Raw genomic sequence first — 26881 nt, 5'->3', positions numbered from 1 at the left:
CTAGAATACAGGTTCGCTCGCGTCTGCGAGCAAACGGTCCGTATGACGCCGGGCACCCCCTCATGACGCGAAGCGGGTTACGATGCCGGCGCCCTTCACGGCGCGAAGCGGATGAGGCGGGCGACCTGCGCGGCCGCTTCCGGAACGTCCATTCCAGAGGTGTCGACCGTCGCCTCGGCGGCCGCCGCATAGAGGGGCTCCCGGCGCGAAAGGTGCCGGTAGAAGATTTTTCGGGGGGATTCGACGGCGGCCAGGCGCGGCCCGCCGATGCCCGTTCGCTTCACGAGGGTCGCGAGGTCTCCCGTCAGATGCACGACGACGGCGCCCTCCCCCGCCAACTCCGCAATTCGCCGCCTGACGGGGGCGAAGTCCTCGTCGTCCTCGCCGTCTCCGAGCGATCCCGAGCTCAGCGCGAGGATCCTGTCGTCCGCGGCGTCGATCGAATCGAGGATCGCGCCCACGACCTCGCGCTCGACGGCCCTCAGGGCCCGCGCGCCCTTCGTCGTGACGATCCGCTCGGGGCTCTCCCCCGCGACGGCTTCCACGGCGTCGTCCACAAGGAGGCAGCTGCGGCCGCTCGCGGCAGAGATCCGCTCCGCGCACTCGGCCACGAGCGCGCCCGGCGGCCCGAGGAGGATCGCGAGGCTCACGGACGCGGCTCCGAGCCGGCGCCCAGAAGGCGAAGGACCTCGGCCACGACCCGTTGGACGGGGCCGTCGTCGGACGTCACGGTGTGAAGGGCGGCTTCCCTGTACCATGCGTCGCGCTCAGAACGCAGCGCCGCCATTCTTGCGGCGGGGTCGCCGGCCAACAGGGGACGGACCACGGAGGACTGCTTTGCGCGCCTGACGAGTTCTGCGTCGTCGACGTCGATGAGGACGACGGGGTGGCCTCTGAGCGCCTTCCTCGTCGATTCGGCGAGAATCGCACCTCCGCCGAGGGAGAGGACCCCGTCGAAGTCGAGAAGGGCGCGGGCGACGACCTCGGCTTCGATCTCCCGAAACCGCGTTTCGCCGTCGTCGGAGAAAATGCTGGCGATGCTGCGCCCCTCGGCCTGGACGATGAGATCGTCGGAGTCTTGGAAGTCGCAGCCGAGCGCTTCGGCGACGAGCCTGCCGACCTTGGATTTGCCCGCTCCGGGCATGCCGATGAACACCGCTTTCGCGCTCATGCGCGGGCCTCCGGTATGGAGGCGAGGTAGGCGGCGAGCGACTCGCGCATCTGGTCCGCGCAGTCGCCTCCCGTCTTCTCGATCAGGGCTTGCGCGACGACGAGCGAGGCCATGGCTTCGGCGACGACGGCTCCCGGAACGACCGCCGTGACGTCGGAGCGCTGATGGAGCGCGGTCGCGGGCTCTCCCGTGGCCGTGTCGATCGTGCGAAGCGCCCTTGGGACGGTCGAGATGGGCTTGAAAGCCAGACGGATGCGGATGGCCTCGCCGTTGGACATTCCCCCCTCGATTCCTCCCGCCCGATTGGTCAGCCGCCGGAGGGCGCCCTCGCGGACGATCTCGTCGTGGGCGACGCTCCCGCGGCGTCCGGCGCCGGTGAAGCCGTCGCCTATCTCCACGCCTTTGACCGACTGGATCGACATCGCCGCGGCGGCGAGCCTGGCGTCGAGCCTGCCCATGGGCGTCGCGTACGTGCCGAGCCCTTGGGGAACTCCGTAGACGAGCACTTCGACGACGCCGCCGAGGGTGTCGCCGTCCTTCTTCGCCTCGTCGATCTCCGCGACCATCGCAGCCTCCACGGCGGGGTCGAGGCATCTGACGGGGCTCGCATCGAGCGCCTCGGCCGCGTCGGGGCCCGGAGGGGCGCTCTCGTCTACGACATTTCCGATCCTCACGACTCTGGAAAGGACGGACACTCCCGCGACCTGGCCGTTGACTGCCGCGGCGATCGCGCCGAGGGCGACGCGGGCGGCCGTCTCGCGGGCGGAGGCGCGTTCGAGCACGGGCCTGGCGTCGTCGAAGCCGTACTTGTTCATTCCCACGAGGTCCGCGTGCCCGGGCCTCGGCTTCGTCAGGGGTTTGTTTCTCGCGATTTCGCGCGGGTCTCCCGTGCCCGCGTCCCTGGTCAGCTCGGAGGGGTCGACGGGGTCGGCGGACATCACCGCGCGCCACTTCGGCCATTCGGAGTTGCCTATCTCAAGGGCTATGGGAGAGCCGATCGTCTTGCCGTGGCGAATCCCCGAGAGGACGGTCAGTTCGTCGCGCTCGAATTTCTGCCTCGCGCCGCGCCCGTGCCCCTGCCGCCGCCGGGCGAGCGCGCGCGAAATGTCCGCGGAGGAAATGCGCACCCCCGCCGGAGCGCCTTCCATGAGTGCGATGAGGGCCGGTCCGTGGGACTCCCCCGCCGTTGACCAAGAGAACATGCCCATCATTGTCCCACGGTTCGGATTGCAATCAAGCTTCTCATTTGATTCTCCGCTAGCCGCTCCCCGCCCACGCGACCGAGGCGCCTGCCACCAGCCACGGCCCCAAGGCCACGGTAGTTCGGCGGTCTATTTTCCCGATGACGAGCAGTGCGCACGCAACGATTCCGGCGCAGGCGACGCCGACGGTCAGGCCGAGGATCAAAGGCTGAGGCTGACCGGTCCACAGGCCAAGTGCGCCGGTCAGCTTGGCGTCGCCGCGGCCGAGGCTTGTCGCGGAGGCGAGGGCGAAGGCTGCGAGAAAGGAAAAGGCGCCGGTGACGGCGGCGGCAAGAAGATCGTCGATTCCCCGCGACGCCGCCGAAAGAGACGCCGCCGCGGCGGCCGAGGCGACGAGCGGGTCAGGCAGAATCTGGAGCACGGCGTCGACGTAGGCGGCCACCGCAAGAAAACCCGCGGCGGCCGCTCCCCAGGTCAGTTCGGCGGCTGCGAAGCCCGGGCTGAGCGAGGCGTCCGCGTGCGGCGAAGCCGCGAACGAACGAGCCGCGCCAAGGAGGATCGCCGCGCATGCCCACAGCGCTGCAGCGCGGAGGGGCGAGAGGGCGCCGCGAAGGATGCGCTCACGAGACCAAAATTCCATGCTGCAACGTTAGGGCGAATCGCCCGTAGGCCCGCCGAGTTGTCCACAGGGTCGCCGCAAAGCGCCCGGGCCACGGCGCCGGGGTCAAAGCGCAGAGCGCATGACGTTTCGCATCGTCTCCAGATCCGGTTCCTTCGACGCGAGGAGGCGAACCTGGGCCGCGGCCGTGTGCAAGGCGACGGTTTCGTTGACGACGAGGCCTTTTTCGTCGTCATTGACAATCGCGGCGAGCTCGCGGGCCGAATAGACCACGGGGGCGCCCGTGAACGCTGCGGCGTCGGCGGTCGCCAATTCGATGCCGAGCCTGTGGGCCACGGCCGGCGTGGCGGCGTCGAACGGCTCGGTGTGGGCGACGAGGCGGCGGACTCGCAGCTGCGTCAAAGCGGCGAGCCCCGCCCACGCCTCCGGTCCCGAGCCGACGACGGCGCCGTCGTCCGAACGGCAAAGGCTGCCTGTGGCCTCGCGGAAGGCCGCGACGATTCCCCCCACTCGCGCGCAGAAAGCGTAGGCGCCGGGCAGGGGGCCGGCGAAGGCCAGTGTGTCGGCGAATCCGACGGCCTCGGCAAGCCCGTCGCGAAGCTCGGCGGCCTGCATCGCAGCGGCGTAGTGTGCGGCGTCGACGGCGATGCCGGCCCACGCGGGCTCTGTCTTCCCGCGAGCGAGGGCGTCGGCTCGGCGGGCGCACGCCTCTTCGACGCTGGCGGCCCGCTCGACCCGGACGGCTCCGGAGGCCTCGAGAAGACGCAGATGGACCGAGTCTTCCCCGACCCACAGAATGCAGGTCATTTGCCGGTGGAGCCGCCGGTTTGCTTGTCAGATTCCCTGTCGGACTTCTGGCCGCCGGTCGTGTCTTTCTGTCCGCCCGCCGCGTCGCCGCTCGTGGCGCTCGGGTGAGGATGGGCCTTGTTCCACTTCTTGAGCTCGTCGACGTTCTTGAGGTGCTCTTCCCAGTCGTCGGTGAACTTCGTTTCGCCGGTTTCCAAGTTGACCGTCACAAAGTAAAGCCAGTTTCCGTCGGCGGGGTGGAGCACTCCGTCGATCGCCGCGTCGCCCGCAGCGGAAATCGGCGTGGGCGGCAAGCCCGGGTGTTGATAGGTGTTGTACTTGTTGCTCGCGTCGCGCGTTTGGGCGGTGGTGGGAGATCCGCCGCGATGCCCGAGGCCGTAGAGAACGGTCGAATCCATCTGGAGCAGGCCGTTGACCTGGCCCTTGTCGGCGAGCCTGTTCTCGATCACCCGGGCTACCTTCGGATAGTACTCGCCTTTGTTGACCTCGCGTTCCACGATCGACGCTTTGATGAGGACGGTCTTCCACTGCCCGGAGGGGACCTTGAGCTTTTTGAGCTGGGCCATCCGCGACTCGACCATTTTCTTGAGCGCGTCTTCAGGCTTTGTGTCTTTGGGGAAGGAGTACGTCAGCGGGGCGTACCATCCTTCCGGGTTGCCGTCGGCCTCTTCGGGCAGCCCGATGGCCGCCGTGTTCTCGGCCGCTTTCTGCACGTCGGCGACGGGCACGTTGAGGTTGTCCGCCAACCTCTCATAGATCTGCTGTTTCGTCCAGCCTTCAGGGATGGTGACCCTGACCTCCGTGGACTGGCGGCCGAGCAGGGACGCCAGAGCGCCCGCCGACGACATGCGCTTCTTCAGCTCGTACACGCCGGGCTTGATCTGGCTTTGCGCCCTCTTGTCGTTGTTGTAGGCGTCGATGAACGGCTGCGCGTTGGCGATGACGCCTTTTTCCTTTAAAATCGCGGCGATTTCTCTGCCCGTCGCGGATTCCGGGATCACGATCGAGACCTTTCCCGAACCCGGCCCGGGATAGTCCTCGACTACTTTGGATTCTTTGAAAAACTCGGGGATGAAGATCACCGAGACGGAAGAGAGGAAGGCTATGGCCATCACCAAGATGACGAACGACCGCCTTCGCTGCTTTCTGCGGCGTTTGCGCGACGCCGTTTGCTGGTCCACAAACGGGCCTTTTCGCGAACGTCTCTGATTCGCGGAGCGGTCGAAGAAATCGGTCATTGTTGTGCCTCCTGCGCGATGGAGACGCACTCGCCGGGTGCGTTGCCTGTGCGCTGTTCCATCTCAAGTGCTGTATTGAGGATAACCACAGCGGCGGCCTGATCCACAATCGAGCGGTGCTTGCGTGAGTTGCGTCCAGCCGCTATGAGCTGCCCGTGGGCGGTCACGGTGGAGAGCCTCTCGTCGACGAGCCTGACGGGCGCCGGCGCCACGGATTCGGCCAACTTGGCGGCCCAGGCGCGAGCGTCACGCGCCGATGCGCCCTCCGTGCCGTCCATGTTGAGCGGGAGCCCGACGATCACTTCCATCGCCTCGCAATCTCGCACGATCTGCGCGGCGTCGTCAATGTCCGACTCCCCGCGCCACAGCGTCTCAACGGGGGTTGCGAGGATGCCCTCGGGGTCGCACTGGGCGACCCCGATTCGAACCTGCCCCACGTCGAATCCCACGCGTCTGCCCCTGCGCATCAGCTCAGCTGCGCCTCTAGGTCCTCAAGGGCCTCCAGAAGCTTGGACGGGTCCTGGCCTCCGCCTTGGGCGACGTCGTCGCGTCCGCCGCCTCCTCCGCCGAGGATCTTCGAGAACGAGGAGACGAGCTTTCCGGCCCTGGCGCCGGCCTGCCTCGCCGCGGACGTCGTCGCCACAACGACGGACGGGCGGCCGTTGACGACGCCTCCGACGACGACGACGGCGGCCTCCGAATCGTCGATTCTGCCCCGGACGTCCGTTGCGACGGCGCGGACGTCGTCGCCGCTGGCGACGTTGCCCAAACCGGCCCAGTAAAGGTCGAACTTCCCGATGCGACGGCGTCCGCCTAGGATGTCCCCGACTCTTGCCGACAGCTTTTCGCGCCTGAGGGCGGCGACTTCTTTCTCGGCGGACTTCAGGCGAGAAAGGACGGCGTCGATCCGTTCGGGCAGCTCCTCGGGCCGCGCACCGACGATGCCCGCCAGCTGAGAGACGAGGGCGTGCTCTTTCGCGCCGTATGCGTATGCCCCTTCGCCGACGAGGGCGTCGATGCGCCGCACTCCCGACCCGATCGAGGACTCTCCGAGGATGGAGACCAATCCGATCTTCCCGGTCGACGGGACGTGCGTGCCCGCGCACAGCTCCTTCGACCACGAATCGTCGATCGAGACGACCCGGACCTCTTTTCCGTACTTTTCACCGAAAAGGGCCATGGCCCCTGCGGCTCGCGCCTTGTCGAGATCCATGATCTCGTCCGTGACTTCAAGGTTTTCGCGGAGCCTGTCGTTGACGCGCCCCTCGATTCCCATGACGACGTCCGCGGGGATCTGCTCGCCGTGACGGAAGTCGAAACGAAGCCGGGAGGGAGAATTCTCCGATCCCGCCTGGGTTGCCTGCTCCCCGAGAAACTCGTGGAGCGCCTTGTGGATCATGTGCGTCGAGGTGTGAGACCTGGCGATTTGGCCGCGCCTGTCGACGTCGATCTGCGCGAAGACCTTCTCGCCGACGGCGATCGTGCCCTCGCTGACGGTTCCGCGGTGGACGTTGAGGCCCTTGACCGGCGACTGGACGTCGTCGACTTGAACGAGGCCGCCGCCTTCGACGCTTATCGTCCCGCGGTCGGCCAGCTGGCCGCCCATTTCCGCGTAGAAGGGCGTCTGGTCCAGGACGACGTCGACTTCCGCGGGGGCCGTGGCCGCCGGAACAGAAACGCCGTCGACGAGCAGGGCCACGATCTTGCCTTCCGCCCCGGTCTCCGAGTATCCCAGGAACCGAGTGGAGCCGCCGCTTTCGTCGAGGATCTCGTTGTACACGGCCGAGTCGACGTGGCCGGTCTTCTTCGCCCGGGCGTCGGCGCGGGCGCGGTCCTTCTGCTCTTGCATGAGCCGCCGGAACTCGCCTTCGTCGACCTTGAGCCCTTGCTCGGAGGCCATTTCGAGGGTGAGGTCGATCGGGAAGCCGTAGGTGTCGTGGAGGGCGAAGGCGTCCTTGCCGGAGAGGACCTTGTTTCCACCGGAGGCTTTGGACGCGGCGAGGTCGAAGATCTGGGTTCCCGAGGCGAGCGTCCTGCGGAAGGCGGCCTCTTCGGCCGAGGCCACATCGAGGATCCGCGAGAATTCGGCTTCGAGCTCGGGGTAGGAATCCTTCATCGCGTCCTTGGACGTGGCGATGAGGGAGGGAAGGACGACGTCGTCGACGCCGAGAAGGCGGATGGAGCGCACCGCGCGGCGGATGAGCCGCCGCAGAACATAGCCGCGGCCGTCGTTGCCGGGCCGCACGCCGTCGCCGATGAGCATGAGGGAGGAGCGGACGTGGTCGGCCACCACGCGCATGCGCACGTCGTCTTCGGCGTCGGCCCCGTATTTCTTTCCGGCGATCTCCTCCGTCGCCCGGATGACCGGGTAGACCTCGTCGATTTCGTACATGTTGGCTTTGCCTTGGAGGAGGTAGGCGATGCGCTCGAGGCCCGCGCCGGTGTCGATCGCGGTGCGTTCGAGTTTGCCGACGAGTTCGAAATCGTGGCCTTCTCCTTCGCCCCTGACGAATTCGTCGAAGACGAGGTTCCAGATTTCCAGGAAGCGGTCTCCCTGGACGTCTGCGGCGGGGCCGCCGTCCGGGCCGTACTCGGGGCCGCGGTCGTAGTGGATTTCACAGCACGCCCCCGCCGGCCCGGGCTGGCCTGTGGACCAAGAGATCTCCTTGAACGGGAGCTTTTGAATGTGATCGGAGGGAAGGCCGATGACGCGGGTCCAGTAATCGTAGGAAACCGCGTCTTCTTCCCAGATCGTCATCCATAGGCGGTCGCCGTCGAGTCCGTAGCCTCCCTCGGCGAGCGAGGAGGTCAGCAGGCCCCACGCGAGGTCGATGGCGCCTTCTTTGAAGTAGTCCCCGAAGGAGAAGTTGCCGTTCATTTGAAAGAACGTGCCGTGGCGCGTGGTTCTGCCGACGTTGTCGATGTCGTTCGTTCGAATGCACTTTTGAACGGATGCGACCGTCGGCCACGGGGCTGGCTCGGTGTTCAGGATGTAGGGGATGAACGGCACCATTCCCGCGACGGTGAAGAGAATCGAGGGATCGGGCGAGACGAGGGACACCGAGGGCGCGATGTGGTGATCGTGCTTGGCGAAGTAGTCGAGCCAACGCTGACGGATTTCGGCGGTACGCATTTTTGACCTTTTCTAGGGCGGGCGCGGCGCCCGCTTTTCATATACGCGGGCCGCAGCCCGTACTTTTCACACGCGCGGGCAGTCCCTGCCCGCGCCCGCAGGATGCCAAGAACGCGCCCCGCAGGGCGCGTTCTTGGATTCGATTAACGCGAGTAGTGCTCAACGACCATCTGGACGTCACAAATGACCGGAACTTCGGCGCGCTTGGGCCGCCGGGTCAGGGTGAAGCGAAGCTTCTCGAGATCGACGTCGAGATATCCGGGAACCTGCGGGAGAACGTCCCGATGTGCGCCCTGGGCCGCCACGTGGAACTGCGGCGAAGTCTGCGACCTCGGCTTGACCTGGACGGTCTGGCCTGGCTTGACCCGGAAGGAGGGGCGATCGACGATCTTCCCGTCGACGAGCAGGTGACGATGGACGACGACCTGGCGCGCCTGCGCGATCGTGCGGGCGAATCCGGCGCGCAGAACGAGCGCGTCGAGGCGCATCTCAAGCAGCTCGACGAGGTTTTCGCCCGACAGGCCTTCGGCGCGGCGAGCCTCCTCCCACACGCGGCGCATCTGCGCCTCGCGGATTCCGTACTGGGCGCGAAGGCGCTGCTTCTCCTTCAGACGGACTGAGTAATCGGAGTCCTTGGTGCGGCCTCGGCCATGCTCGCCGGGACGGTACGGGCGACGCTGCATGTAGCGCTCGGCCTTCGGGGACAGTGCGATGCCCAACGATCGGGACTGACGCACAAGTTTACGAGAACGGTTTCCCGCCATGCAATTGCTCCTGTCGATGTTGTATGCGCAGCCGCGTGCGGCTGCGGGGCCGACCCATAGGCTGAGGCCCCAGGTTTGACGCTGCCCGGGTGGACAACCATGGAATTGTATCAGCTATCTTCCTCAAGCGCTTTCCGAATCCGCGCAAGCCAAGAGGTGATCTGCGACTCGTAGCCGCGATCGCTGGGGTTGTAATAGCGGACGCCTTCAAGCCCTTCCGGCATGAATTTCATGGGTGCGACGGCCCCGGGAAAGTCGTGGGCGTACTTGTATCCCTCGCCGTGTCCCAGATCCTTTGCGCTCGCGTAGTGCGTGTCTCGCAGCGCCTCGGGAACGGGGCCCGCCTTTCCCGCGGCCACGTCGGACATCGCCGCATTGACGGCCATGTACGCCCGGTTCGATTTGGGCGCCGTGGCAAGGTGGACCACCGCTTCGGCCAGGATGATCCGCGCTTCGGGCATTCCGACGAGAGCGACCGACTGCGCCGCCGCCGTAGCCGTCTGCAGGGCGGAGGGATCAGCCATGCCGACGTCCTCGGCCGCGCTGATCATGAGCCTGCGCGCGATGAAACGAGGGTCCTCTCCCGCGCTGAGCATTCTGGCGAGGTAGTGCATCGCCGCATCGACGTCCGACCCTCTGATCGACTTGATGAAAGCGGAGACGACGTCGTAGTGCTGATCGCCCGCCCTGTCGTAGCGCACCGTCGCCCCGTCGGAGGCCTTAGCGACGTCGGCCAGTTCAATCGTCGTTTCGCCGCGCGTTCGCGCCCCTTCAGCGGCAGCTTCCAAAAGCGTGAGAGACCGCCTTCCGTCGCGCCCGGCGATGCGAACGAGATTGTCGAGCGCGTCAGCCGCGATCGACAGACGTCCGGCGAAGCCGCGTTCGTCTTCGAGCGCGCGGGCGACGATCGTGCGAATGTCTTCCTCGGCAAGCCCTTTGAGCGTCACGAGAAGAGAGCGCGACAGAAGCGGAGAGACGACGGTGAACGAGGGATTCTCAGTAGTCGCGGCGACCAGCGTGACCCAGCCGTTTTCAACGGCGGGCAAAAGGGCGTCCTGCTGGGCACGGTTGAATCGGTGGACCTCGTCGACAAACAGGACAGTTTCGCGGCCGCTCGTGGCCAGACGCTGGCGCGCCGCCGAGACGACGGCCCTCAGCTCCTTCACCCCGGCCGAAACCGCCGACACTTCTTCGAAATGCCTGTTTCCCGCACGCGCGATGAGATAGGCGAAGGTGGTCTTCCCCGTTCCGGGCGGCCCCCACAGAAACACCGACGACGGCGCTCCGCCGCTCGCCTCTGCCAGCCGGCGCAGCGGCGACCCCTCGGCCAGCAAATGGCCTTGCCCGACGACCTCGTCAAGAGTTCGCGGGCGCATCCGTGCGGCGAGGGGACCTCCCGCGCCGTCGGGGATGCCGGCGTCGTCTGTGCCCATCGCATCGAAAAGGTCCATGCTGTCAATGCTATCGGGCCTCTCCGTCAAATTTTCCGGACGCGAGAGCGACCGCCGGAGTTTACATTCGCCGGGCGCTCACTCGACAATTCGAAGTCGCCGAGGGGGGGTGAAAGCGAATCGGCACGCAGCTCTGCCAAGGGAGCACACTCGAAGTGGCCGCGCGGGGTGTGAAAGGCACCTATTGGCGAATATGGCCAACCGGACCAAAAAAGCGCAGCGAGCTCGAAAAGTGTCTTTAAGGTTCGCATGATAAATACCAAGGGCTGCAGGAACGCCACTGAATTCGCACGAACAGCATTAAAAATCATGGAAATGACAGTGTGAAGGAGTTAAAAGTGCAAAGAGGGACCGTAACGCCGCCCGGCTAGGATGAAAAGTACAGAAGGTCGTGAAAACGACCAGATTCTGGTGCCGCTAACGCCGGAAAGCCCCGATGACGCTTTCGCGCTCCCGCGCCCGCCGTCACTCCGCTTGTCGATTCTCGACTTCGACGTCGTCCGCGCAATCCGGAAGGTCAGCTGCGCGCACCCGCCAACCGCCGAAGACGTACTCGCGCAGCCGCGCCGGAATCGAGGCGCGCTGCCATTCAAGTTCGGCGACGAGGGCGGCCCGGACAGCGCCTTGCGCGTGTAGCGTTCAACATTGCGCGCATGCCCGCCCATATGGGCGACGGCGATCGCCTGCCCGCATGCCCGGGCCACGGCTTGCGCTGCAGAGTCCTCACACTCGCGAGCCGCCCGATCGACGAGCTCGCGCCGGTCCTCTTCGGACAGTGTGAGGTCGTCGGCGTCGGGCCTCGGGCGCAGATTCGTCACGTGGAAAAGGCATCAGACGCCTTCACCGTGGGACGACGCCACAAAACGGGCTATCGCGGCGCGTTCCCCCGCTATTTGCTCACTGCGACGCCGCAGCCGATCCTCGAGCTCGGAAAGTTCGCGCCGAAGATTCGGGCACATCGTCACCGTCGCCTCGCCGCTTCCCGCGCGCACGCAATCGAGATAGCGTCTGGCCGCAGCCACACCCAGACCCGTGCCGAGAATCAGCCGAATTCTCTCAACCGTGTCAAGGTCCTTGGCCGTGTAGTCGCGGTACCCGCCCGACGTGCGCGCGGGCACAAGCAGCCGGGCCGTCTCGTAGTGGCGCAGGGCTCTGGCGCTCACGCCGGCCATTTGCGCAAATTCGCCGATTCGCATGCCTCACGTCCCTTCCGCGCGTCGTCCGCAATCTCGCACCCTTCACGAGATCGGCCACCATTCTCGCAGAGTTTCGTTCACCGCCGCAGCCGTTTTCTGACGCTGTGCAACTGCAGCGGCGCGATCGCTTCGGCGCCGCCGTGCAGTCCCCTCTGCTCCCCGCGAACCGCCAAGCTCCGCAATAGCCTTTCGACGCTGCGCAACCGCCACACGGCGCACACTCCCTGTTGACCTTCACACTAGCGTCAAGCCGTAGCATTCCAGCCATGAAGAACTCGGACTCATTTGCGAAAGGCGCCGATTCCCCTTCGGGCGATTCCGCCAGGGGAAGCGATTCCGCCAGGGGAATACCATTCGAGCGGGTCGTGATCCTTCACGGTTACGGCGCCGCACCCGCGGATCACTGGTTCCCTTGGCTGATGCGGGCCGTTCCCGGCGCCGAGGCGGTGGAGCTCCCCCTCCCCCAGTCGCCCGAGGCAGCCTCGTGGATCCTCTCGACGACCGATGCAATCGGCCCCCTCTCGCGGAAGACGGCCGTCGTCACCCACAGCCTCGGCGGCCTTGCCGCGCTGCGCGCGATCCAACGTCTCGTCAGACGCGGCGCCGCGCACGCCCGAGCACGCGGCTGCGCCTCCTGCGACGCGCAGCTCGGCGCATTCGTCGCCGTCGCGCCCTTCGCCTGCGAACTTCCGCTTGCCGGGGACGACGACGTCGACCGCTTCATACTCTCGCAGCTGCCGGATTTCCTCTCGAAGAACCCTTTCCCCAATCCGCGCGTTTTCGCCCGCGCAACAGTGATCCGCTCCGACGACGACCCATTCGTTCCGGCCGGGTCATCCGCGGAGTTCGCGGAGCGAATCGGCGCTAGAACGCTGACCGTGCACGGGGCCGGACATTTTCTCGCGTCCGACGGCGTCACCGAGCTCCCCGAAGTGCTCGAAGCGCTGTCGGCGGCCTAGACGGCGCTCTCTTCGGCGGCGGGGACGGAAGGCGCGCCGCTCAATTGAAAATCGGGCGAGTTAGCAACGCTCCACTCGGCCGCGAGCCCGGTCGAGAGCGGCAAACGTGGTCGAGCGGCGGGTCTCGGCGACTGAGAAATGGCGTCTGAGAAATAGAGTAAAGTCAATCTCATGGCGCCGAACCACTCCGCTGACCGCCTCGTTGCAGGCAGCGCATTGGATTACTCAGAGAACGGCCCGATTGCGAAGGGCGACCTCATCGGCCTCTACACATCGGTCGGATGGTCGAATTACACCCGAAACCCAGATCTGCTGCACCGCGCCGTCGAAAACTCGCTGTGGAAACTGAGCGTGTGGGACGGCCGCGAGCTCGTCGGCCTAGCCCGGGCCGTCGGCGACGACGCCTCGATCGCCTACATACAGGACATTCTGGTGCGTCCCGACCGGCAGCGCAACGGCATAGGCACGCGCTTGGCCGCCGCGGCGCTCGAGCGTTTCGCGCACGTGCCTCAGATTGTCCTCATCACCGACGACGAGCCGAAAACCGCCTCCTTTTATCGAAGCGTGGGAATGACCGACCTCGGCGAGCTCGGCGTTCGCGGCTTCGCACGATTCTCGTTTTGATCCCCAATGCGCGATGAAACCGGCGAACTTGTCGGCTGGCCGTACCCTATTGCGCGACGAGACCGGCGATCGCCGAGGCGCTGGCGGCCACGGCTTCGTCGATCCACTCGGGAATTTCGCACCCGACGTGCGGACGGACCAAGCCGTACGGGCACGTGCGGGTCGCCGCCACAATCAGCCCGTAGCTGCGCTCGTCGCGGAAACCGCGCAGACGCTCAACGAGCCTCGCCGTGGCGGCGTCGATGCCGTCGTTGACGTGCAGCACCTCCTCGGCGCAAGGATCGGGTGCGTCATCGACGAGCTCCCACTGCCGGAAAAGCGTCATTCCCATGGCGTCCATCGGGTTGCTCCGGCAGAACGTCGGCGTGTGAAGCGCAGCCGCGACGACGGCGCGCTCCGGCGGGTCGCCGTCGAGCGCTCGAACGAAACCCTCCTGAAAGCGGCGAACCGAGCGAAGCCACAGCCGCACAAGCAATTCCCGCCGTGAGGAAAAGCGGTGGTATATCGAACCCGAGGGCACATTCGCCGCGGCTGCAATGTCCGCAATCGAAACCTCGATCCCCCGCTCGCGGGCCGCAACCGCGACGCCGTCGAGTATCTGGTCGAGGCTGTACTTCACCGGACGCGCCATGGCATCTGAGTATAGCGGTATATTGAGGCCATGAGTTTTAGATTCGCGCATCTATTTGCCTCTTCCCCGGGCGCAGTCGGGCGCAAACCCCAACGGTGGGCGAAGGCAGCCTGCTGGATCGCGTTCCTCAGCCCGCTGCCCTCCGCTTGCTGGCGCATCGCGATGCTCGCCGGAGCCGACACAGGTTTTGCGGAGGCCGGCGTCTACCGCTCGAGCGCGTCGGGCGTCCTCTACGTTCTGCTCTTGGACGCGCTGCAAGTGGGCACAGCGGCGCTCTCGTTGGGCTTGTGCTGCGGCTGGGGCGAAAAGGTTCCGAAGTGGGTTCCGCGTCTGGGCGGAAAGACCGTACACCGTGGCCTCGCCGCGACCGTCGGCGGTGCCGGGGCGCTTTGCCTTTACTTCGTCGTGGGTGTGATTGCGGTGCGGGTCATAGGCGTGAGCGCGGGGTTTTGGGAAGGTTGGACTCCGATGGCGGGCATGAACTCGGCGCAGCGCGCGATCCTCGTCGCCGCGTACGGTCCGGCGGTTCTATGGCCTTTCGCCTTGACCGTCGGGTTGGTCGGCTACTGGCGCAGGCGGGGGTGAGGAAGCGTCCTCGACGTCGACCCCGTTTCCTCGGGGCGGGTTGACTTCGCTTCCCGTTTGCCGCCTTCGCTGGTTTCCGCCGCGCCCGAGGCTTAGTTCCCGCCCGCTTCTCGCGGCTTCTCGTCGGCGTCAGTTTCGCGGGATTTCACATCCACGCCGGCCTCCTTGCGCTGCTGCGCGGTGATCGGCGCGGGCGCGTCCGTGAGGGGGTCCCAGCCGGCGCCGATCTTCGGGAAGGCGATGACGTCCCGAATCGAGGGGGCGTCGGTCAGGAGCGAGACGATCCGATCCCAACCGAAGGCGATTCCGCCGTGGGGCGGAGCGCCGAACTTGAAGGCGTCGAGCAGGAAGCCGAACTTCTCCTGCGCCTCCTCGGCCGAGATCCCCATGACCTTGAAAACCCGCTCCTGGACGTCGCGTCTGTGGATGCGGATCGACCCTCCGCCGATCTCGTTTCCGTTGCAAACTATGTCGTAGGCATAGGCCAGCGCGTTTTCGGGGTCGACGTCGAAGGAATCGAGGCATTCGGGCTTGGGCGAGGTGAAGGCGTGGTGGACGGCGGTCCACGCCGAATGGCCGAGCGCGACGTCGCCCTCCGCGGCGGCCGCCCCCGAGGGCTTGAACAGCGGCGCATCTACGACCCATGTGAACGCCCACGCCTTCGGGTCGATGAGGCCGCAGCGCTTGCCGATCTCCAGACGCGCGGCGCCAAGCAGCTCGCGCGCCTCGATCGGCGAACCCGCAGCGAAGAACACGCAGTCGCCCGGTTTGGCCCCGACCTTTTCTGCCAGCCCCGCTCTCTCCGCCTCCGAGATGTTTTTCGCGACCGGGCCGCCGAGTTGCCCGTCCTCAGCGATCGTCACGTACGCGAGGCCCTTCGCGCCGCGAGCCTTCGCCCATTCCTGCCACTTGTCGAAGGCCCTGCGCGGCTGAGACGCGCCGCCGGGCATGACGACCGCGCCCACGTACGGATTCTGGAACACCCGGAACGGCGTGTTCTCGAAATACTCGGTGAGATTGACGAGTTCGAGGCCGAAGCGCAGGTCGGGCTTGTCAGAGCCGTAGCGTTCCATCGCGTCGGCATATGTTATGCGCGGGATCGGCTTTTCGAGATCGTATCCGATGAGCGCCCACACTTCTCGCAGAACGTCCTCGGCGACGGCGATGACGTCGTCTTGGTCGACGAAGGACATCTCGATGTCTAGCTGCGTGAACTCGGGCTGGCGGTCGGCGCGGAAGTCCTCGTCCCGATAGCAGCGTGCGATCTGGTAGTAGCGCTCCATCCCCGCGACCATGAGCAGCTGCTTGAACAGCTGGGGCGACTGCGGCAGCGCGTACCACGATCCGGGGTTCAGCCGCGCGGGAACGAGGAAGTCGCGCGCGCCTTCGGGCGTCGAACGCGTGAGGGTCGGCGTCTCCACTTCCACAAAATCGTGGCCGTGCAAAACCTTGCGGGCCGCCTGGGAGGCCTCGGACCGCAGCCGGATGGCCCGCTGCATCGGGGCACGCCGCAGATCGAGATATCGATATTTCAGGCGAGCCTCCTCTCCCGCCTGCTCGTCGGCGTGTTCGGAGACTTGGAAGGGAAGCGCGGCGGAGGGGTTGAGGACGACGACGTCGGCCGCCTCCACTTCGATCTCGCCCGTTGACAGCGCGGCATTCGCGTTGCCGTCAGGTCGCTCGCGCACGACTCCCACTACCTGCAGGCAGTATTCGTTGCGAAGCTCGTGCGCCACTTCTTCGCGAACGGTGACTTGGACGATCCCCGATGCGTCGCGAAGGTCGATGAATGCGATTCCCCCGTGGTCGCGACGGCGGTCGACCCATCCGGTCAGAGTGACCGACGAGCCGATGTCTTCCGACCGGAGAGAACCGGCCATGCGTGTGCGGAGCACGTTCTACCTCTTTTCGATCTGGACCGCTGCTTTTCGATCGGGACCGCTGCGGCCGCCCGGCCGCGCCAGACGAGCGGCGGCCACTGCTCAATGATAGTTGCTTCCCGACGCGCTGCGGACACCCGGCGCCGGGTTGCGATTCCACGCCGGGTCGCGAAACCGCCGACGGCACCGGTTAACGATCCCGCGCCGGGGTTCGGCGCCGCGGCCACCACGCCGCATTGTCGCGGATCGTGTTCGCGGTGGGAGAATGCTGTCTCACCTGTACGAAAAGAAGGGGCACATGGAAAAAGAGCACACGAAAACGCCGCGCTCTCTCGCGAACGCCTATTTGAGCCCGGTCGTCGAGAGGCTTTTCACTTGGCTGACGGTCGGCTGCGTATCTCTGATCGCTTTCGAGGCTGTGGCGGTGGGAACGGCCATGCCCACCGTCGCAGACAAGCTCGACGGGCAGAATCTCTACGCGCTCGCCATGGGCATCCCCCTCGCCGCGCAGCTCGTCACGACGGCCCTTGCCGGGCTGTGGTGCGACGCTCGCTCGTCCCAAGCGTGCCTGCTCGTGGGCCTCGGCGTCCTTTCCGCGGGTTTGACGGTGTGCACGGCCGCCCCCACGATGGAGCTCTTCGTTGTCGGCAGAACTGTTCAAGGCCTCGGCGGAGGCATGTGCATAGTCCCGCTGTACTCGATCCTTGGCAGCCACGTCCGCCCCGATCGTCAGGGACGCATTTTCGCCATGATTTCGGGCGCTTGGATTCTGCCGTCGATGGTCGGGCCGGTCGTGGCAGGCTGGATGGTCGAATCATTGAATTGGAGGGCCGTTTTCGGATGCGTTCCAGTCCTTTTCCTCTTGGGCCTTCCCCTTTTGCTCGTCGTCCTCAAGCGCCTGCCTAAAACGGACCCCGGGCCGCTCGTCGGCTGGACGGGGATTATGATCCCCTCCGTACTCACAGGCGCATCCATCGCGGGGCTTCAGATCCTCTCCGGGACTCCGCCGGAGAAGTTCACCGGCGCGGTGTACGCCGCCGTCGTTCTCACCGGCGTTTTGACTTTCGTTTTCATTCGCCCTCTGCTTCCGCGCGGCACGTACGTCGCCCGGCGGGGTCTCGCCTCGACGATTCTCATGCGCGGCTTGAGCAGCGGCACTTTGCTCGGCACCGAGGCCTTTCTTCCCCTCCTGTTGCAAAAGATCCACGGCTGGCGCCCCACCGAGGCGGGATTCATCCTGACGGTCGGTTCGATCACGTGGGCTTTGGGCTCGTGGATCCAGGGGCGGATCTCCTCCCCCGATCTGCGACGGAATATCGCCTCTCTCGGAACGACATTCCAGCTGTGCGGCATTCTCGTCGTCGTCCCCGCGAGCTTTTATCGGTTCTCCCCGTGGCTCGTCGTGGCCGGATGGAGCCTGGCGGGATTGGGAATGGGCTTGGTCTTTTCGGCCATGGCGGTTCACGCGTTGGCCATGACTCCCAAACGCCGGCAGGGGACGACGTCGTCGGCCATCCAGCTCGCCGACACCCTCGGCTTCTCCTTCTGCGTCGCGGTCGTCGGCTTGGTCTATGCCATCGTCATGCCCGCCCAAGAGTGGGCTTTCGCCGCCTCGGTCGGAACGATGGCGCTGTTGAGCGCAGTGTCCTTGATCGTCGTGCGAAGGACAGTCCCCCACCCTGGCTCCGAGGAGGAAGCCCAGCTCCAGTCTTCGGCGCGCGCAATCGAGTCCGTCGTTTAAAATCCCACGCCGACGCCTCGCACCGCGCGTGCGCACAGAGCCACGGCTGCTAAACCTTACGCCCCGTGCCTTCGCACGCCTATCGCCTCGCCTTCGGCCGACGTGAAGACGAAGCCTCCGTCGCGGCGGGCGATCGCATCGGGACATCCCGGGTGCCTGCGGGTCCGTGCCACATCTCACCCTCGCAAAAACAAACATTTCACGCTTGAAGGACTAGACTCCTCTAGGCGCATCGTCGCCCCAGCTTTTCGCCTGCCGGTTGCTAGGCGAGCGCGCGGTGTTATCAGGTTTCGTGGCGCGCGCTGGACAACTGACAGGTGAACATGACCGAATACAATGCGCCCTCGCTCGACGAGGGAACCGACGACGCCCTTGCACCGCGCAACGACGCCTTCCCATTCCGGAGCGATGAAAGCATCGACGACCTCTTTGCGTATAACGGCGACGAGGGCTCCGGCGCCTCAGCAGTCAAAGAAGACGCCGCGGACCACGACGCCCCCGATCGTAAAGACGGCAACAGCCAGCACGAGGGCGCCGGCGCCTCCCCCGAGGGCGACAACGGCCAGAGCCGAAACCGCGGCGCTTCGCGCCAAAACGGCGAGGTCCCGCACGAGAGCGGCAACGGCCAGAACCAGAGCGACGCCGTCGGACTTGGAAACGACGCCACGCCCAAGAAATCCGACGACGTCAATTCCAGCGACGTCCTTTTCGACGACCTCGGGCTGCCCGAAGACCTCCTCTCCGCGGTGAAGGAGCTCGGCTTTTCGGCGCCCACCGCGATTCAAGCCGCGGCCATCCCGATTCTTCTGAGAGGAAAGGACGTCGTCGGCGTCGCCCAGACGGGAACGGGCAAAACGGCAGCCTTCGCCCTTCCCCTCCTTGCTCATATCGACCCCGAAAAGCGCGAGGTCCAGTCCCTTGTTCTCGCCCCGACGCGCGAGCTGGCGATGCAAGGAGCCCAGGCGATCGAGTCTTTCGCGGCGAAATCGCGCGGGGTCGACGTCGCCGCCGTGTACGGCGGGTCCTCCTATCTCCCCCAGCTCAAGGCGCTCGAGGGCGGGGCGCAGGTGGTGGTCGGCACCCCGGGGCGCATCATGGACCTCATGGACCGCGGTGCCCTTCGTTTGGACGCCGTCCGCTACTTCGTGCTCGACGAGGCCGACGAAATGCTCCGCATGGGATTCGCAGAGGACGTCGAAAAAATCGCCTCCGAAGTACCCGAGGGTCGGATATCCGCGCTTTTCTCGGCGACTATGCCGCCGCCGATTCGGCGCGTGGCCGAACGCCACCTGAGCGACGCCGAGGAAGTGACGATCTCGCGGCCCGCGACCACGGTCTCGACGGTCAAGCAGATGTACGCCGTAGTGCCCGAGCGGCACAAAATCGGCGCATTGGCGCGGGTTTTGGCCGTCACTGAGGCCCAAGCGGCCCTCGTTTTCGTCCGCACCCGCTCGACTGCCGAGGATCTGACCATCGAGCTTGGGGCCCGCGGCGTGGCGACGGCGGCGCTTTCAGGCGACGTCGTGCAGAAAGAACGCGAAAAGCTAGTCGCGCGCCTGCGCGACGGGACGCTGGACGTGCTGGTGGCCACCGACGTCGCCGCGCGCGGGCTCGACGTCGACCGTATCGGGCTGGTCGTCAACTTCGACGTCCCGCGCGAAACCGACACGTACGTCCACCGCATCGGCCGCACCGGGCGGGCCGGCCGCACAGGCGAATCCATCACGTTCGTCACGCCCAAAGAGCGCCCCCGCCTGCGCCGCATCGAAAAGCAAACGGGCTCGCGCATGGAGCAGATCGAGCTGCCCACGCCCGCAGAGGTTTCGAAGCTGCGCGCGCGCAGAACGGTGGAGCAGGCGATGGCCCGCGTCGCGAAAGGGCGCCTGTGGGTCTACGAGGAAATCCTCGAAGACTTCGTCGCCGAGCAAGCCAAGGCGGCCGCCCAGTCCGACTCCGGCGCGCATCTTGACTCGCACGAGCACGGCTCCGATTCATACTCGCAGCTTGACTCGCTTGACTCGCATCCGCGCTCAGATTCCGGCTCACAGCGCGATTCGCACGCGCAGGCCGGTCCGGTGAGCCTCGAAACCCTGACGATGGCGCTCCTGGCCCTCGCCGTGCGCGACCCCGGCCCGGTGGCGGGCGAAGAGCCCGAGCGTCTTACGGAGGATTTCGGCTCGGAGCGCGAGGGGCGTCCCCGAAAGGAGCGTCAGCCGCGCCGCCAGATGAAGAACTCCGTTCGCTACAGGGTGGAGGTCGGACACAAAGACCGGGTCAAGCCCGGCGCCATCGTCGGCGCGCTCACGCACGAAGGCGGGCTCAGCGGCTCCGATCTGGGCCACATCGATATTTTTCCGACCTTCTCCCTCGTCGAGATCGGAGTTCCGCTCTCCCCCGAGGCGCGCAAACGCATTTCTCAGGCCCGAGTTTCGGGCAGGGCTCTGAAGATCAGCGAGGACCGCGGCCCGGGAGGCTTCCGCGACGACGCCGGACGGGGCCGCCCGCGCCGGGACTCCGACTATTCCGACCGCGGCCGCAGCCGCGGCGATCGAGGGTCGCGATACGACCGCACCACCCGCGACGAGCGCGGCTTCAAGCACGACCGTCGCGGCCGCGCGGGCCGCGGGAACAGGTAAGGCGGCCTGTGCTTTGGGCACAGGCAAGGCCGGTCTGTCCGGTCGGCTAAGCCGTAGGCGCGGGGTCCTTCGCCGAGCGCGTCCTGTCCAGGTACCCCGACCGCCACACGTACACAGCCGCGACGAGCAGGCCGGTGCAGAGCCAAACTGCCCACCACGGGAAACGAGGCAGGTCAGACGTCGCATGCGCGTTGGCCAGATCCTTGGCGGGGGTCGGCTCGATCCGCTCGGCCGTGACGAGAATGCGATGGGTGTTGATGCCCAGGGGCGTGCACGTCACGAGGGTGACGAGGTCTTTGCCGGGGACCGGGCGCAACGATTCGGTCTCGGTCGGCTCAACTACCTTTGTCTCCGTCACCTTGTAGGCGAGCACCTTGCCGAACACCTCGATGGTGAAGGTGTCGCCGATCTTGACCCGGTCGAGGTTCGTGAACATGGTGGCGTTGGCAAGCCCGCGATGAGCGGTGATCACCGATCGGGTTCCCGAGCCTCCGACCGGAAGAGAGGTTCCTTCGAGGTGCCCCGCCCCCTGGAGAAGGGTGGCGTCCGACGTCCCGTGGTAGACGGGGAGGTCGACGTCGATCGCGGGGATCTTCAGCCGCGCCATCAGGCCCGATTCGTCGGTACGAAGAATGGCGTTGTAATCAAGTTTGCCGTTTGAGCTCTTGCCGGCCCCGGTCGGAACGTTCGTGTCCGCTTTGTACACGGCCCCCGCGTTCAGGGCCGCATTGTACGCATGGGCCTGTTTGATCTGCTCGGCGGCCGAAGGATGGGCCCGGTTGACCTGCCTCTCGTAATTGTCGACGACCTTCGACTGATTGAGCTGAGAGACCCAGCTGGCCGCCTGCGGATAGAGGAAGATGCTCAGGCCGAGCACCCCGATGAGTGCGGGAACCAGGGCCGACGGCGCGAGCTTCCACTTGCCTTTTCGCCCGCGATTGCGGCGTGATCGCTTGAATGTCATATTCTCTTCCTTGGCCGCGCCCAGCTTGCCGCACGGGTCTTGCTTCCTGTGCAGAAACGCTTTGCAAGAGGGCGTTTCGTGCGAAAACCGGTTGTATAGAAAATTTGGTCCAAAAGTTATGTTCGAGGGCGCTATGTACAAGTGAGTTCGCGCGAGCGCATTTAGGGAGGAGCCTTCGGCGCGAACCCGTTTTCCGCGAAGAGTTTGCCACGAGAGAGTTTGTACGAGAGCGCAATTGTGGCGGGGAAGCCTTCACTCCCCCGCCACACCGTGTGCGTTTCGACGAGAGGCCGCCCGCGTTGCCATATCCATATCGGCTCAGCGGGCGCCGCCTGCATTTGGATCAGACGCTCTGCGCGCGCATCCGCGCGTTGCCGCTCGCACGTGCGCGGGTTGCGTGCGCCGCGCGGAACGGCACACGCCCCCGCGCAAGGACGCCGGCGTCGCCCGCAAGTTCGTGGGCGGACGCGGCGTCCCGCGGAGTCACAGGGCTGCCGTCTGACGCTTGCGGCGCGAACGGGCCACAAACACGGAGCCGAGTGCGATGGCCACGAGGGTGGCGCCGGCCAGCATCATGATGAGCTTGCCTGCCGCACCGGTCAGTGGCAGGCCGGGCACATCCTGCTTGGAGTTCTTCACGGTCACCGCGGCCGACGTCGTCTTTCCGGCCTTGACTGTGATTCCGGTGAACTCCTTGCCTCCGGAGGGAAGCGTATAGCCGGCGGGCGCCTCGATCTCTTCGATCACGTAGCAGCGCTGGCTGTGATCCGGAGTGACGGCCTGGGCGTCCGGGGCGCCCTGCTTCTTGTCGACGAACAGGCCCTCGATGGAGACGACGCCGTTGGCCGCGGAGACGAAGGTGTCCTCCCCGCCGATGGAAATCGGGTCGCCGCTCTTGACGGCGCTCTCGCAGGAGGCCGCGTAGGGGTCAGCCGCGTTGTAGACCTTGAACTTCGCGCCGGCGAGCGTCTTCTCGTTGTCGGCGTCGGTCTTGTTGATCGCGATGTCTCCCCACGAGGTGACGACCTTGTTCGTAGGCGTGGGGGGTTCGCTCGGAGGAGTCGTCGGCGGATTGTCCGGCGGGGTCGACCCCGGAACCACGTCGATGTACAGGTTGGCGACGTTCTCGATGACTCCGCCCGCGGGAACGGTCTTGACCTTGGCGCTGAAGACGACCTCAATCGTCTCGTTCGGGACCGTCCGAAGGTAAGCCAGGCCTGCCTTGGTGAAGCCGACGCTGGGATTCTGCCCGCCGGTGGCGACGTAATAGGACGGGTCGACGGCCTGCCCCTTGATCTTCACAGAAGCGACCTTGCCTCCCTCGAGGTTGGAATCGAGGGGATCGGAGACGACGAAGTGCTTGAAGCTGTCCGTCGCGGCGATGCTCGGGATCTTCGCCGTCACCGGGAAGGTGACCTGATCGGCCGTCTTGATGCCGTTCTTCGAGACCTCGACGCCCTTGGTGGGTGCGACCACGACGGTGTTCTTCGGGTAGACGTTGACGTTGTAGAGCCAGTTCCCGTCGGCGTGGGCGGTGTTGGCCGCGTTGTTCGGGAACGGAATCGTCACGAGGAAGGGCGCTGCCTTCTTCTTGACGGTGCTCGGGGCCTTGGTCTCACATACGAGGTAAGCCTTGACCGGCAGGTTGCCGATCGTCGTCACCCCTTGGCCGTTCGTGGGGCTGCTGACCTTCCCGGCGTCGAACGCAGCCGCCGCGCCGCTGGGCAGCGTGAGCTTCGGCGTGTTGAAATCCGTGCCGCAGGCGTCGGCGGGAATGTTCCAGTTCTTGAGGTTGTTCCAATCGGCCTGGGTCTTGAGGTCGAGGTTGGAAATCGGGAAGGCCGTGAAGGTGACTCCCGCGACGCCGGCGCCCCCCTGGGTGTCGGTCTGGCCGTCGGCGGTGCCGTCGGCTTTCTGCGAGCCGGCCTCGTGTTTGTGAATGACAATCGATCCGGTGGCGTTGGGATCGATGTTGCCTTGGTCGGCGAAGGCTGCGCTTGCGCCTGCGAGGCCGGCGATGCCCAAAGCCAGCGCTCCGACCACGGCACTCGCACGCCGCCTGGCGGATTGAGTGTGTGTGCTCATCTGGTTGTTTCCTTTTCTGATGAGACCGACGCGTATCGGTCGGACTCGGGTCTGTTGAAAAACTGGGTGTGCAGGATCTAGATCATCTGCAGGTCTATCGGCGAGGCGGCGTTTCTCCTCTCCCGCGTCGGATCTTCCGCCGAACGAACGCGCCGACGCCCGCTAGCGCCAGGAGGCCTCCGCCCCACAGAAGGAAGGAGTCCGCGCTCGCCCCTCCGGTCAGCGGCAGCGAAGGAACGTCGGCCTTCTCGTTGACGAAGGCGGCGGAAAAGACATGGTTGAGCGCAGCCGGGGAGATCGCAAAGGCGTGGGCTGCCGTGCTCAGCTTGTACCCGGCGGGGGCTGCCGATTCCGTCAGCTTGAAGGACCCCAGGCCGATGTTCTCGACCTTGAACGATCCGGGAAGCGGATCGACGTCCTTGTATTTTCCGCCCGTGCACTGCGCGGCCGTGGCCTTCACGCAGTCCTCGACAACCGTGTCGGCGGGAATCTCCGGGCCTGTCAGCTTCCATTCCGAGCCGGCCAGGGCTTTGCCGGTCTCGTCGGCCTTCTTCCACGAGACCGTCCCCTTGTAGGGTTCGTTGACGATGGCATTGTCAACGATCTGATCGGCTACGTCTCCGGAATCCTGAAGCCTCGCTGTCAGGTTGGTCGGCGTTATCTTGTCGAAGACGAAGGTCTTGTCCGTCGGCACGTAGCCTTCGGGCGCCTTGGCCTCCTTCAAGGTGTAGGTTCCCCATTTGAGATCGGCGAGCTTGAACTTGCCCTTTGCGGGGTCCTTGTCAGGCCCCGCGCACGCGCCGTCGCTTACGCAGTCGGCCACGGTCGCGCCGCCCGGGAAGCTAGGGCCCGAAACGGTCCACTGGGAGCCGCCGAGGGGCGCCTTGTCGACGGAGCTCACTTTGCCCCACACGAGCGATCCGGGCTTGGATTTGTTCGTGATTTCGCAGCTCACCCTGTCCTGCCGGTTGAGCGTGAGCGTGGCCTTTCCTCCGGTCGTCGGGCCTACCTGCGACGAATACCTCTCGCCCTTCGTGCCCGGAGTCTCCGAGCACGTCCATTGGCCGCTCTCGTAACCGGCGGACGCAGGGTTGGTCGAAGTCTCGGAAAGGGCGACCGGCCCCTGCCGCATGCTTTGCGGATTTCCCTTGGCGTTTCCGGTTTTGCCCTTGCCGGAGATCACGACGTCGGAGGCCTTGCCCTCAAGCGTCCACTGATCGGCGCCGAGCGCCGGAACCTCGCTGCTCGCGTAGGATCCGTCGACCTTCTTCGTCAGCTGGAGCGTGGGAACGCGGATCGAAACCTTGTAGTCCTCGACTTCGCCCGTGGTGGTTATGCCGGTGGGCTTCTGGTTGTTGCCGCCGTTGTCGTTCGTGATGCGCACGCGCATGTAGCTGTCGGGATGCGAGCCCTGCTCGCCGTCGACGCTTCGCACGGAGTTTGTGACGTCGTTCGGCACCTTCCAGGTCAGTTTCGCCTCGCCCGCCGTGCAGGGGACTTCGCCGCTCTTTTCCTGGGAATCGAACGTTCCGTTGTTGTTCCAGTCGATCCATCCCGCGGCTTTGCCGACGCCGGCGCATTTGACCGTTTCCGAATGGGTGGCACCGGGGAACGTTCGGATTCCACCGTCCCACTTGGTCGTGTCGATTCCGTCTTCGTCGTCGAACAGGCCGTTCTTGTCGTCGCCCTGGGCGTCGTCGCTGAACTTCTGGTAGCCCTCGGCGTCGATATGCTCGCCGAGGCGCGGGGCGCCCTGGTCCATCGACATATTCGCCTGCGGGTTCAAGGCGAAAAGATCGGTGCTGCCGGCCTTGGGAACCTCTCCGCCCTTCCACGTCGGCTGGAAGGTCGATCCGGCGTAGCCGTATGATTTCGGCGCGTCGCCGAAGTCCGTGGCGACGATGAGTCCAAGCGCGACGGCGGAGTAGCCGGAGCCCTGCAGGGTGATCGTCGCCTTGGTCACGCCTTCCATGAACATGACCGCGTCGGGACCGCCCAGGCCGTTGGGCTGGGTGTAGCTTCCGTTTTTCCCTCCCGCGCCCCTTTGGTAGACGCATTCCTCGTCGGAGGGCATGAGCCGCAGCGTCTTGCCGCCGTTTGACATCTCGGCGTCGGTCGTCACCAACTTGCCGGTAGCCTTCGAGACGCACGTCTTCGAACGCAGCGTGTCGAGCACGCGCCAGCGGACGTTCTGGTCGGTGCTGGCCTGGACCCATTCGTCCGCCCACTCGTTCGCGGCCCAGCTCTTGATTCCGTACCGCCTGGACGAGGCCTCGGCGTCGGCGAAGACAAGCCCCTGGACGGGCACCTGCTTGACCGCGCCTCCCGGGGTGTGCAGCTCGACCTTGCAGGAGTAGTCGACGCTCACGCGGGCCGCGTAGCCGGTGGGCTCGGTGCTCGAGCCGGGGGTCCCCCACTTTTTGCCGTCCCACGTATTGCTGCCGTTGTAGGCGTATCCGTTGGCCAAGCCGATGGCCATCTGGTTCTTGTTGACGTAGTCGGCGGGATAGGTCAGCCCCTCGTGCCACTCGGCGCTGCCGTCTTTCCATTGGCCCGGGCCGCCGATGTTGTAGAGGTTGTCGAGGGCGTCGCCGGCCCACGCGCCGGGAATCGTCGCGACGAGGGGGCCCCTGGCCTGCTGGTCGGAAACGTCGCTCGGATGCCCGAGGTGCTTGTAATTGGACAGCTGACAGGTGGTGATGAGTTCGCCGGCGTCGCCCAAGTCGCGTTTGTTGACGAAGTTCTTCGTCTGCCCGTAGTTGAGCACGGGGACGTTAGGAGTCGGGTTGTTCTGAAACTTCGAGTAGTCCGCCCATTGGAGCCACTGAATCGAATCGACGTATCGGCCCGAACCGCCGGTTGCAAAGACTGCCGGAAGGATCGACGACTGTTCGACGATGTCCGCCTTGGCCTCCTCGACGCCGCCTTGCGAAAAGACAGAGTTGAATACTAAAGAAAAACCGCATCCCATTGCGGCGAGCGCATGCAGTTTTTTACGGCGCGACAAGGTGTTTTTACGTCGTGAAGACGCACGGACTTTCTTCATTGCACATCTTTCCCGGTATTGACGGCAAAATGTCATATTTCGGCGTCAAGACACGCTACACAACCGCAGCCTGCCTCGATTTGCTTCGCCTCATGCCGAGCGAACGCGTGCGGTGAGAGACGCAGATCGCCCACAATGAGGCCTGACGC

22 protein-coding genes are annotated in these 26881 nt (G+C 65.7%); 5 read left to right on the top strand and 17 right to left on the bottom strand.

The window, feature by feature from the left end; translation table 11 throughout:
- Nucleotides 1-95 precede the first annotated feature (95 nt).
- The 12 genes from A4H34_RS07130 to A4H34_RS07075 all read right to left on the bottom strand — a co-directional run bounded on the left by A4H34_RS07130 (nt 96) and on the right by A4H34_RS07075 (nt 11581).
- A complete protein-coding gene (locus A4H34_RS07130) occupies nt 96-650 on the bottom strand; it encodes a shikimate kinase (protein WP_009198781.1) in 555 nt (184 codons plus the stop codon).
- Nucleotides 647-1171, bottom strand: a complete 525-nt coding sequence (locus A4H34_RS07125) for a shikimate kinase (protein WP_064231516.1) — start codon at nt 1169-1171, stop codon at nt 647-649. Before A4H34_RS07125 ends, A4H34_RS07130 begins: the two co-directional genes overlap by 4 nt.
- Complete coding sequence (aroC, locus tag A4H34_RS07120; protein ID WP_064231729.1) at nt 1168-2373, bottom strand: chorismate synthase; 1206 nt, start codon at nt 2371-2373, stop codon at nt 1168-1170. The genes A4H34_RS07125 and aroC overlap by 4 nt, the downstream gene beginning before the upstream one ends.
- A 55-nt stretch (nt 2374-2428) precedes the next feature.
- Nucleotides 2429-3013 carry a prepilin peptidase gene (locus A4H34_RS07115; RefSeq protein WP_064231515.1) on the bottom strand — a complete coding sequence of 195 codons (585 nt, stop codon included), beginning with the start codon at nt 3011-3013 and terminating at the stop codon, nt 2429-2431.
- Nucleotides 3014-3097: 84 nt separating this feature from the next.
- Nucleotides 3098-3799: a hypothetical protein gene (locus tag A4H34_RS07110; RefSeq protein ID WP_064231514.1), complete on the bottom strand. Its 702-nt coding sequence runs from the start codon at nt 3797-3799 to the stop codon at nt 3098-3100.
- Entirely contained in the window at nt 3796-5037 is a 1242-nt protein-coding gene (gene mltG, locus A4H34_RS07105; RefSeq protein ID WP_064231513.1) for an endolytic transglycosylase MltG, read from the bottom strand. Before mltG ends, A4H34_RS07110 begins: the two co-directional genes overlap by 4 nt.
- The gene (gene ruvX, locus A4H34_RS07100; protein WP_064231512.1) at nt 5034-5504 is read right to left on the bottom strand and encodes a Holliday junction resolvase RuvX; all 471 of its coding nucleotides are present in this window, start codon (nt 5502-5504) and stop codon (nt 5034-5036) included. Before ruvX ends, mltG begins: the two co-directional genes overlap by 4 nt.
- Nucleotides 5504-8170 (bottom strand): alanine--tRNA ligase, encoded by a 2667-nt coding sequence (gene alaS / locus A4H34_RS07095; protein ID WP_064231511.1) that lies wholly within the window; start codon nt 8168-8170, stop codon nt 5504-5506. The genes ruvX and alaS overlap by 1 nt, the downstream gene beginning before the upstream one ends.
- 143 nt (nt 8171-8313) lie before the next feature.
- The gene (rpsD, locus tag A4H34_RS07090; RefSeq protein WP_040322677.1) at nt 8314-8934 is read right to left on the bottom strand and encodes a 30S ribosomal protein S4; all 621 of its coding nucleotides are present in this window, start codon (nt 8932-8934) and stop codon (nt 8314-8316) included.
- A gap of 110 nt (nt 8935-9044) precedes the next feature.
- Nucleotides 9045-10385 carry a replication-associated recombination protein A gene (locus A4H34_RS07085; protein ID WP_064231510.1) on the bottom strand — a complete coding sequence of 447 codons (1341 nt, stop codon included), beginning with the start codon at nt 10383-10385 and terminating at the stop codon, nt 9045-9047.
- A 332-nt stretch (nt 10386-10717) separates the two neighbouring features.
- Nucleotides 10718-11203: a putative immunity protein gene (locus tag A4H34_RS11570; RefSeq protein WP_407946317.1), complete on the bottom strand. Its 486-nt coding sequence runs from the start codon at nt 11201-11203 to the stop codon at nt 10718-10720.
- A 12-nt stretch (nt 11204-11215) separates the two neighbouring features.
- Nucleotides 11216-11581, bottom strand: a complete 366-nt coding sequence (locus A4H34_RS07075; protein WP_064231508.1) for a MerR family transcriptional regulator — start codon at nt 11579-11581, stop codon at nt 11216-11218.
- A 266-nt stretch (nt 11582-11847) separates the two neighbouring features.
- Here A4H34_RS07075 and A4H34_RS07070 point away from each other — a divergent pair, with 266 nt between their 5' ends.
- Together A4H34_RS07070 and A4H34_RS07065 are read left to right on the top strand one after the other, a co-directional pair.
- Nucleotides 11848-12540, top strand: coding sequence for an RBBP9/YdeN family alpha/beta hydrolase (locus A4H34_RS07070; RefSeq protein WP_082903106.1), 693 nt, complete (start codon nt 11848-11850; stop codon nt 12538-12540).
- Nucleotides 12541-12711: 171 nt separating this feature from the next.
- A complete protein-coding gene (locus A4H34_RS07065) occupies nt 12712-13164 on the top strand; it encodes a GNAT family N-acetyltransferase (RefSeq protein WP_064231507.1) in 453 nt (150 codons plus the stop codon).
- Between the two features lie 46 nt (nt 13165-13210).
- Here the strand turns inward: A4H34_RS07065 and A4H34_RS07060 are convergent, their stop codons facing one another.
- Nucleotides 13211-13795, bottom strand: coding sequence for a TetR/AcrR family transcriptional regulator (locus A4H34_RS07060; RefSeq protein WP_064231506.1), 585 nt, complete (start codon nt 13793-13795; stop codon nt 13211-13213).
- A gap of 30 nt (nt 13796-13825) precedes the next feature.
- Here A4H34_RS07060 and A4H34_RS07055 point away from each other — a divergent pair, with 30 nt between their 5' ends.
- Nucleotides 13826-14380, top strand: coding sequence for a hypothetical protein (locus A4H34_RS07055; protein WP_082903105.1), 555 nt, complete (start codon nt 13826-13828; stop codon nt 14378-14380).
- A 92-nt stretch (nt 14381-14472) separates the two neighbouring features.
- Here A4H34_RS07055 and aspS read toward each other — a convergent pair whose 3' ends face one another.
- Nucleotides 14473-16275: an aspartate--tRNA ligase gene (aspS, locus tag A4H34_RS07050; protein ID WP_064231504.1), complete on the bottom strand. Its 1803-nt coding sequence runs from the start codon at nt 16273-16275 to the stop codon at nt 14473-14475.
- Nucleotides 16276-16558: 283 nt separating this feature from the next.
- Between aspS and A4H34_RS07045 the strand changes: the two genes are divergently transcribed.
- Nucleotides 16559-18001: an MFS transporter gene (locus A4H34_RS07045; protein WP_064231503.1), complete on the top strand. Its 1443-nt coding sequence runs from the start codon at nt 16559-16561 to the stop codon at nt 17999-18001.
- Between the two features lie 323 nt (nt 18002-18324).
- A complete protein-coding gene (locus tag A4H34_RS07040) occupies nt 18325-20637 on the top strand; it encodes a DEAD/DEAH box helicase (protein WP_064231502.1) in 2313 nt (770 codons plus the stop codon).
- Nucleotides 20638-20683: 46 nt separating this feature from the next.
- On the opposite strand, the gene A4H34_RS07035 is transcribed toward A4H34_RS07040, so the two are convergent.
- The 3 genes from A4H34_RS07035 to A4H34_RS07025 all read right to left on the bottom strand — a co-directional run bounded on the left by A4H34_RS07035 (nt 20684) and on the right by A4H34_RS07025 (nt 26657).
- Nucleotides 20684-21601: a class C sortase gene (locus tag A4H34_RS07035; protein WP_064231501.1), complete on the bottom strand. Its 918-nt coding sequence runs from the start codon at nt 21599-21601 to the stop codon at nt 20684-20686.
- A 483-nt stretch (nt 21602-22084) separates the two neighbouring features.
- Nucleotides 22085-23686 (bottom strand): SpaH/EbpB family LPXTG-anchored major pilin, encoded by a 1602-nt coding sequence (locus A4H34_RS07030; protein ID WP_064231500.1) that lies wholly within the window; start codon nt 23684-23686, stop codon nt 22085-22087.
- 94 nt (nt 23687-23780) lie between these two features.
- Nucleotides 23781-26657, bottom strand: coding sequence for a CshA/CshB family fibrillar adhesin-related protein (locus A4H34_RS07025; RefSeq protein ID WP_064231499.1), 2877 nt, complete (start codon nt 26655-26657; stop codon nt 23781-23783).
- Nucleotides 26658-26881: the final 224 nt, after the last annotated feature.

The sequence above is a fragment of the Peptidiphaga gingivicola genome, assembly GCF_001652275.1.
Classification (GTDB): Bacteria; Actinomycetota; Actinomycetes; order Actinomycetales; family Actinomycetaceae; genus Peptidiphaga; species Peptidiphaga gingivicola.
The sequence above is the reverse complement of the archived record's forward strand: the minus strand, read 5'-3'. Positions and strand labels throughout refer to the sequence as shown.

Excerpts from the sequence above, each read along its gene's own strand:
- A4H34_RS07125 (WP_064231516.1), bottom strand. The coding sequence starts at position 1,171 with ATGAGCGCGAAAGCGGTGTTCATCGGCATGCCCGGAGCGGGCAAATCC.
- aroC (WP_064231729.1), bottom strand. The coding sequence starts at position 2,373 with ATGTTCTCTTGGTCAACGGCGGGGGAGTCCCACGGACCGGCCCTCATC.
- A4H34_RS07115 (WP_064231515.1), bottom strand. The coding sequence starts at position 3,013 with ATGGAATTTTGGTCTCGTGAGCGCATCCTTCGCGGCGCCCTCTCGCCC.
- A4H34_RS07110 (WP_064231514.1), bottom strand. The coding sequence starts at position 3,799 with ATGACCTGCATTCTGTGGGTCGGGGAAGACTCGGTCCATCTGCGTCTT.
- mltG (WP_064231513.1), bottom strand. The coding sequence starts at position 5,037 with ATGACCGATTTCTTCGACCGCTCCGCGAATCAGAGACGTTCGCGAAAA.
- ruvX (WP_064231512.1), bottom strand. The coding sequence starts at position 5,504 with ATGCGCAGGGGCAGACGCGTGGGATTCGACGTGGGGCAGGTTCGAATC.
- alaS (WP_064231511.1), bottom strand. The coding sequence starts at position 8,170 with ATGCGTACCGCCGAAATCCGTCAGCGTTGGCTCGACTACTTCGCCAAG.
- rpsD (WP_040322677.1), bottom strand. The coding sequence starts at position 8,934 with ATGGCGGGAAACCGTTCTCGTAAACTTGTGCGTCAGTCCCGATCGTTG.
- A4H34_RS07085 (WP_064231510.1), bottom strand. The coding sequence starts at position 10,385 with ATGGACCTTTTCGATGCGATGGGCACAGACGACGCCGGCATCCCCGAC.
- A4H34_RS07075 (WP_064231508.1), bottom strand. The coding sequence starts at position 11,581 with ATGCGAATCGGCGAATTTGCGCAAATGGCCGGCGTGAGCGCCAGAGCC.
- A4H34_RS07070 (WP_082903106.1), top strand. The coding sequence starts at position 11,848 with ATGAAGAACTCGGACTCATTTGCGAAAGGCGCCGATTCCCCTTCGGGC.
- A4H34_RS07065 (WP_064231507.1), top strand. The coding sequence starts at position 12,712 with ATGGCGCCGAACCACTCCGCTGACCGCCTCGTTGCAGGCAGCGCATTG.
- A4H34_RS07060 (WP_064231506.1), bottom strand. The coding sequence starts at position 13,795 with ATGGCGCGTCCGGTGAAGTACAGCCTCGACCAGATACTCGACGGCGTC.
- A4H34_RS07055 (WP_082903105.1), top strand. The coding sequence starts at position 13,826 with ATGAGTTTTAGATTCGCGCATCTATTTGCCTCTTCCCCGGGCGCAGTC.
- A4H34_RS07045 (WP_064231503.1), top strand. The coding sequence starts at position 16,559 with ATGGAAAAAGAGCACACGAAAACGCCGCGCTCTCTCGCGAACGCCTAT.
- A4H34_RS07040 (WP_064231502.1), top strand. The coding sequence starts at position 18,325 with ATGACCGAATACAATGCGCCCTCGCTCGACGAGGGAACCGACGACGCC.
- A4H34_RS07035 (WP_064231501.1), bottom strand. The coding sequence starts at position 21,601 with ATGACATTCAAGCGATCACGCCGCAATCGCGGGCGAAAAGGCAAGTGG.
- A4H34_RS07030 (WP_064231500.1), bottom strand. The coding sequence starts at position 23,686 with ATGAGCACACACACTCAATCCGCCAGGCGGCGTGCGAGTGCCGTGGTC.
- A4H34_RS07025 (WP_064231499.1), bottom strand. The coding sequence starts at position 26,657 with ATGGGATGCGGTTTTTCTTTAGTATTCAACTCTGTCTTTTCGCAAGGC.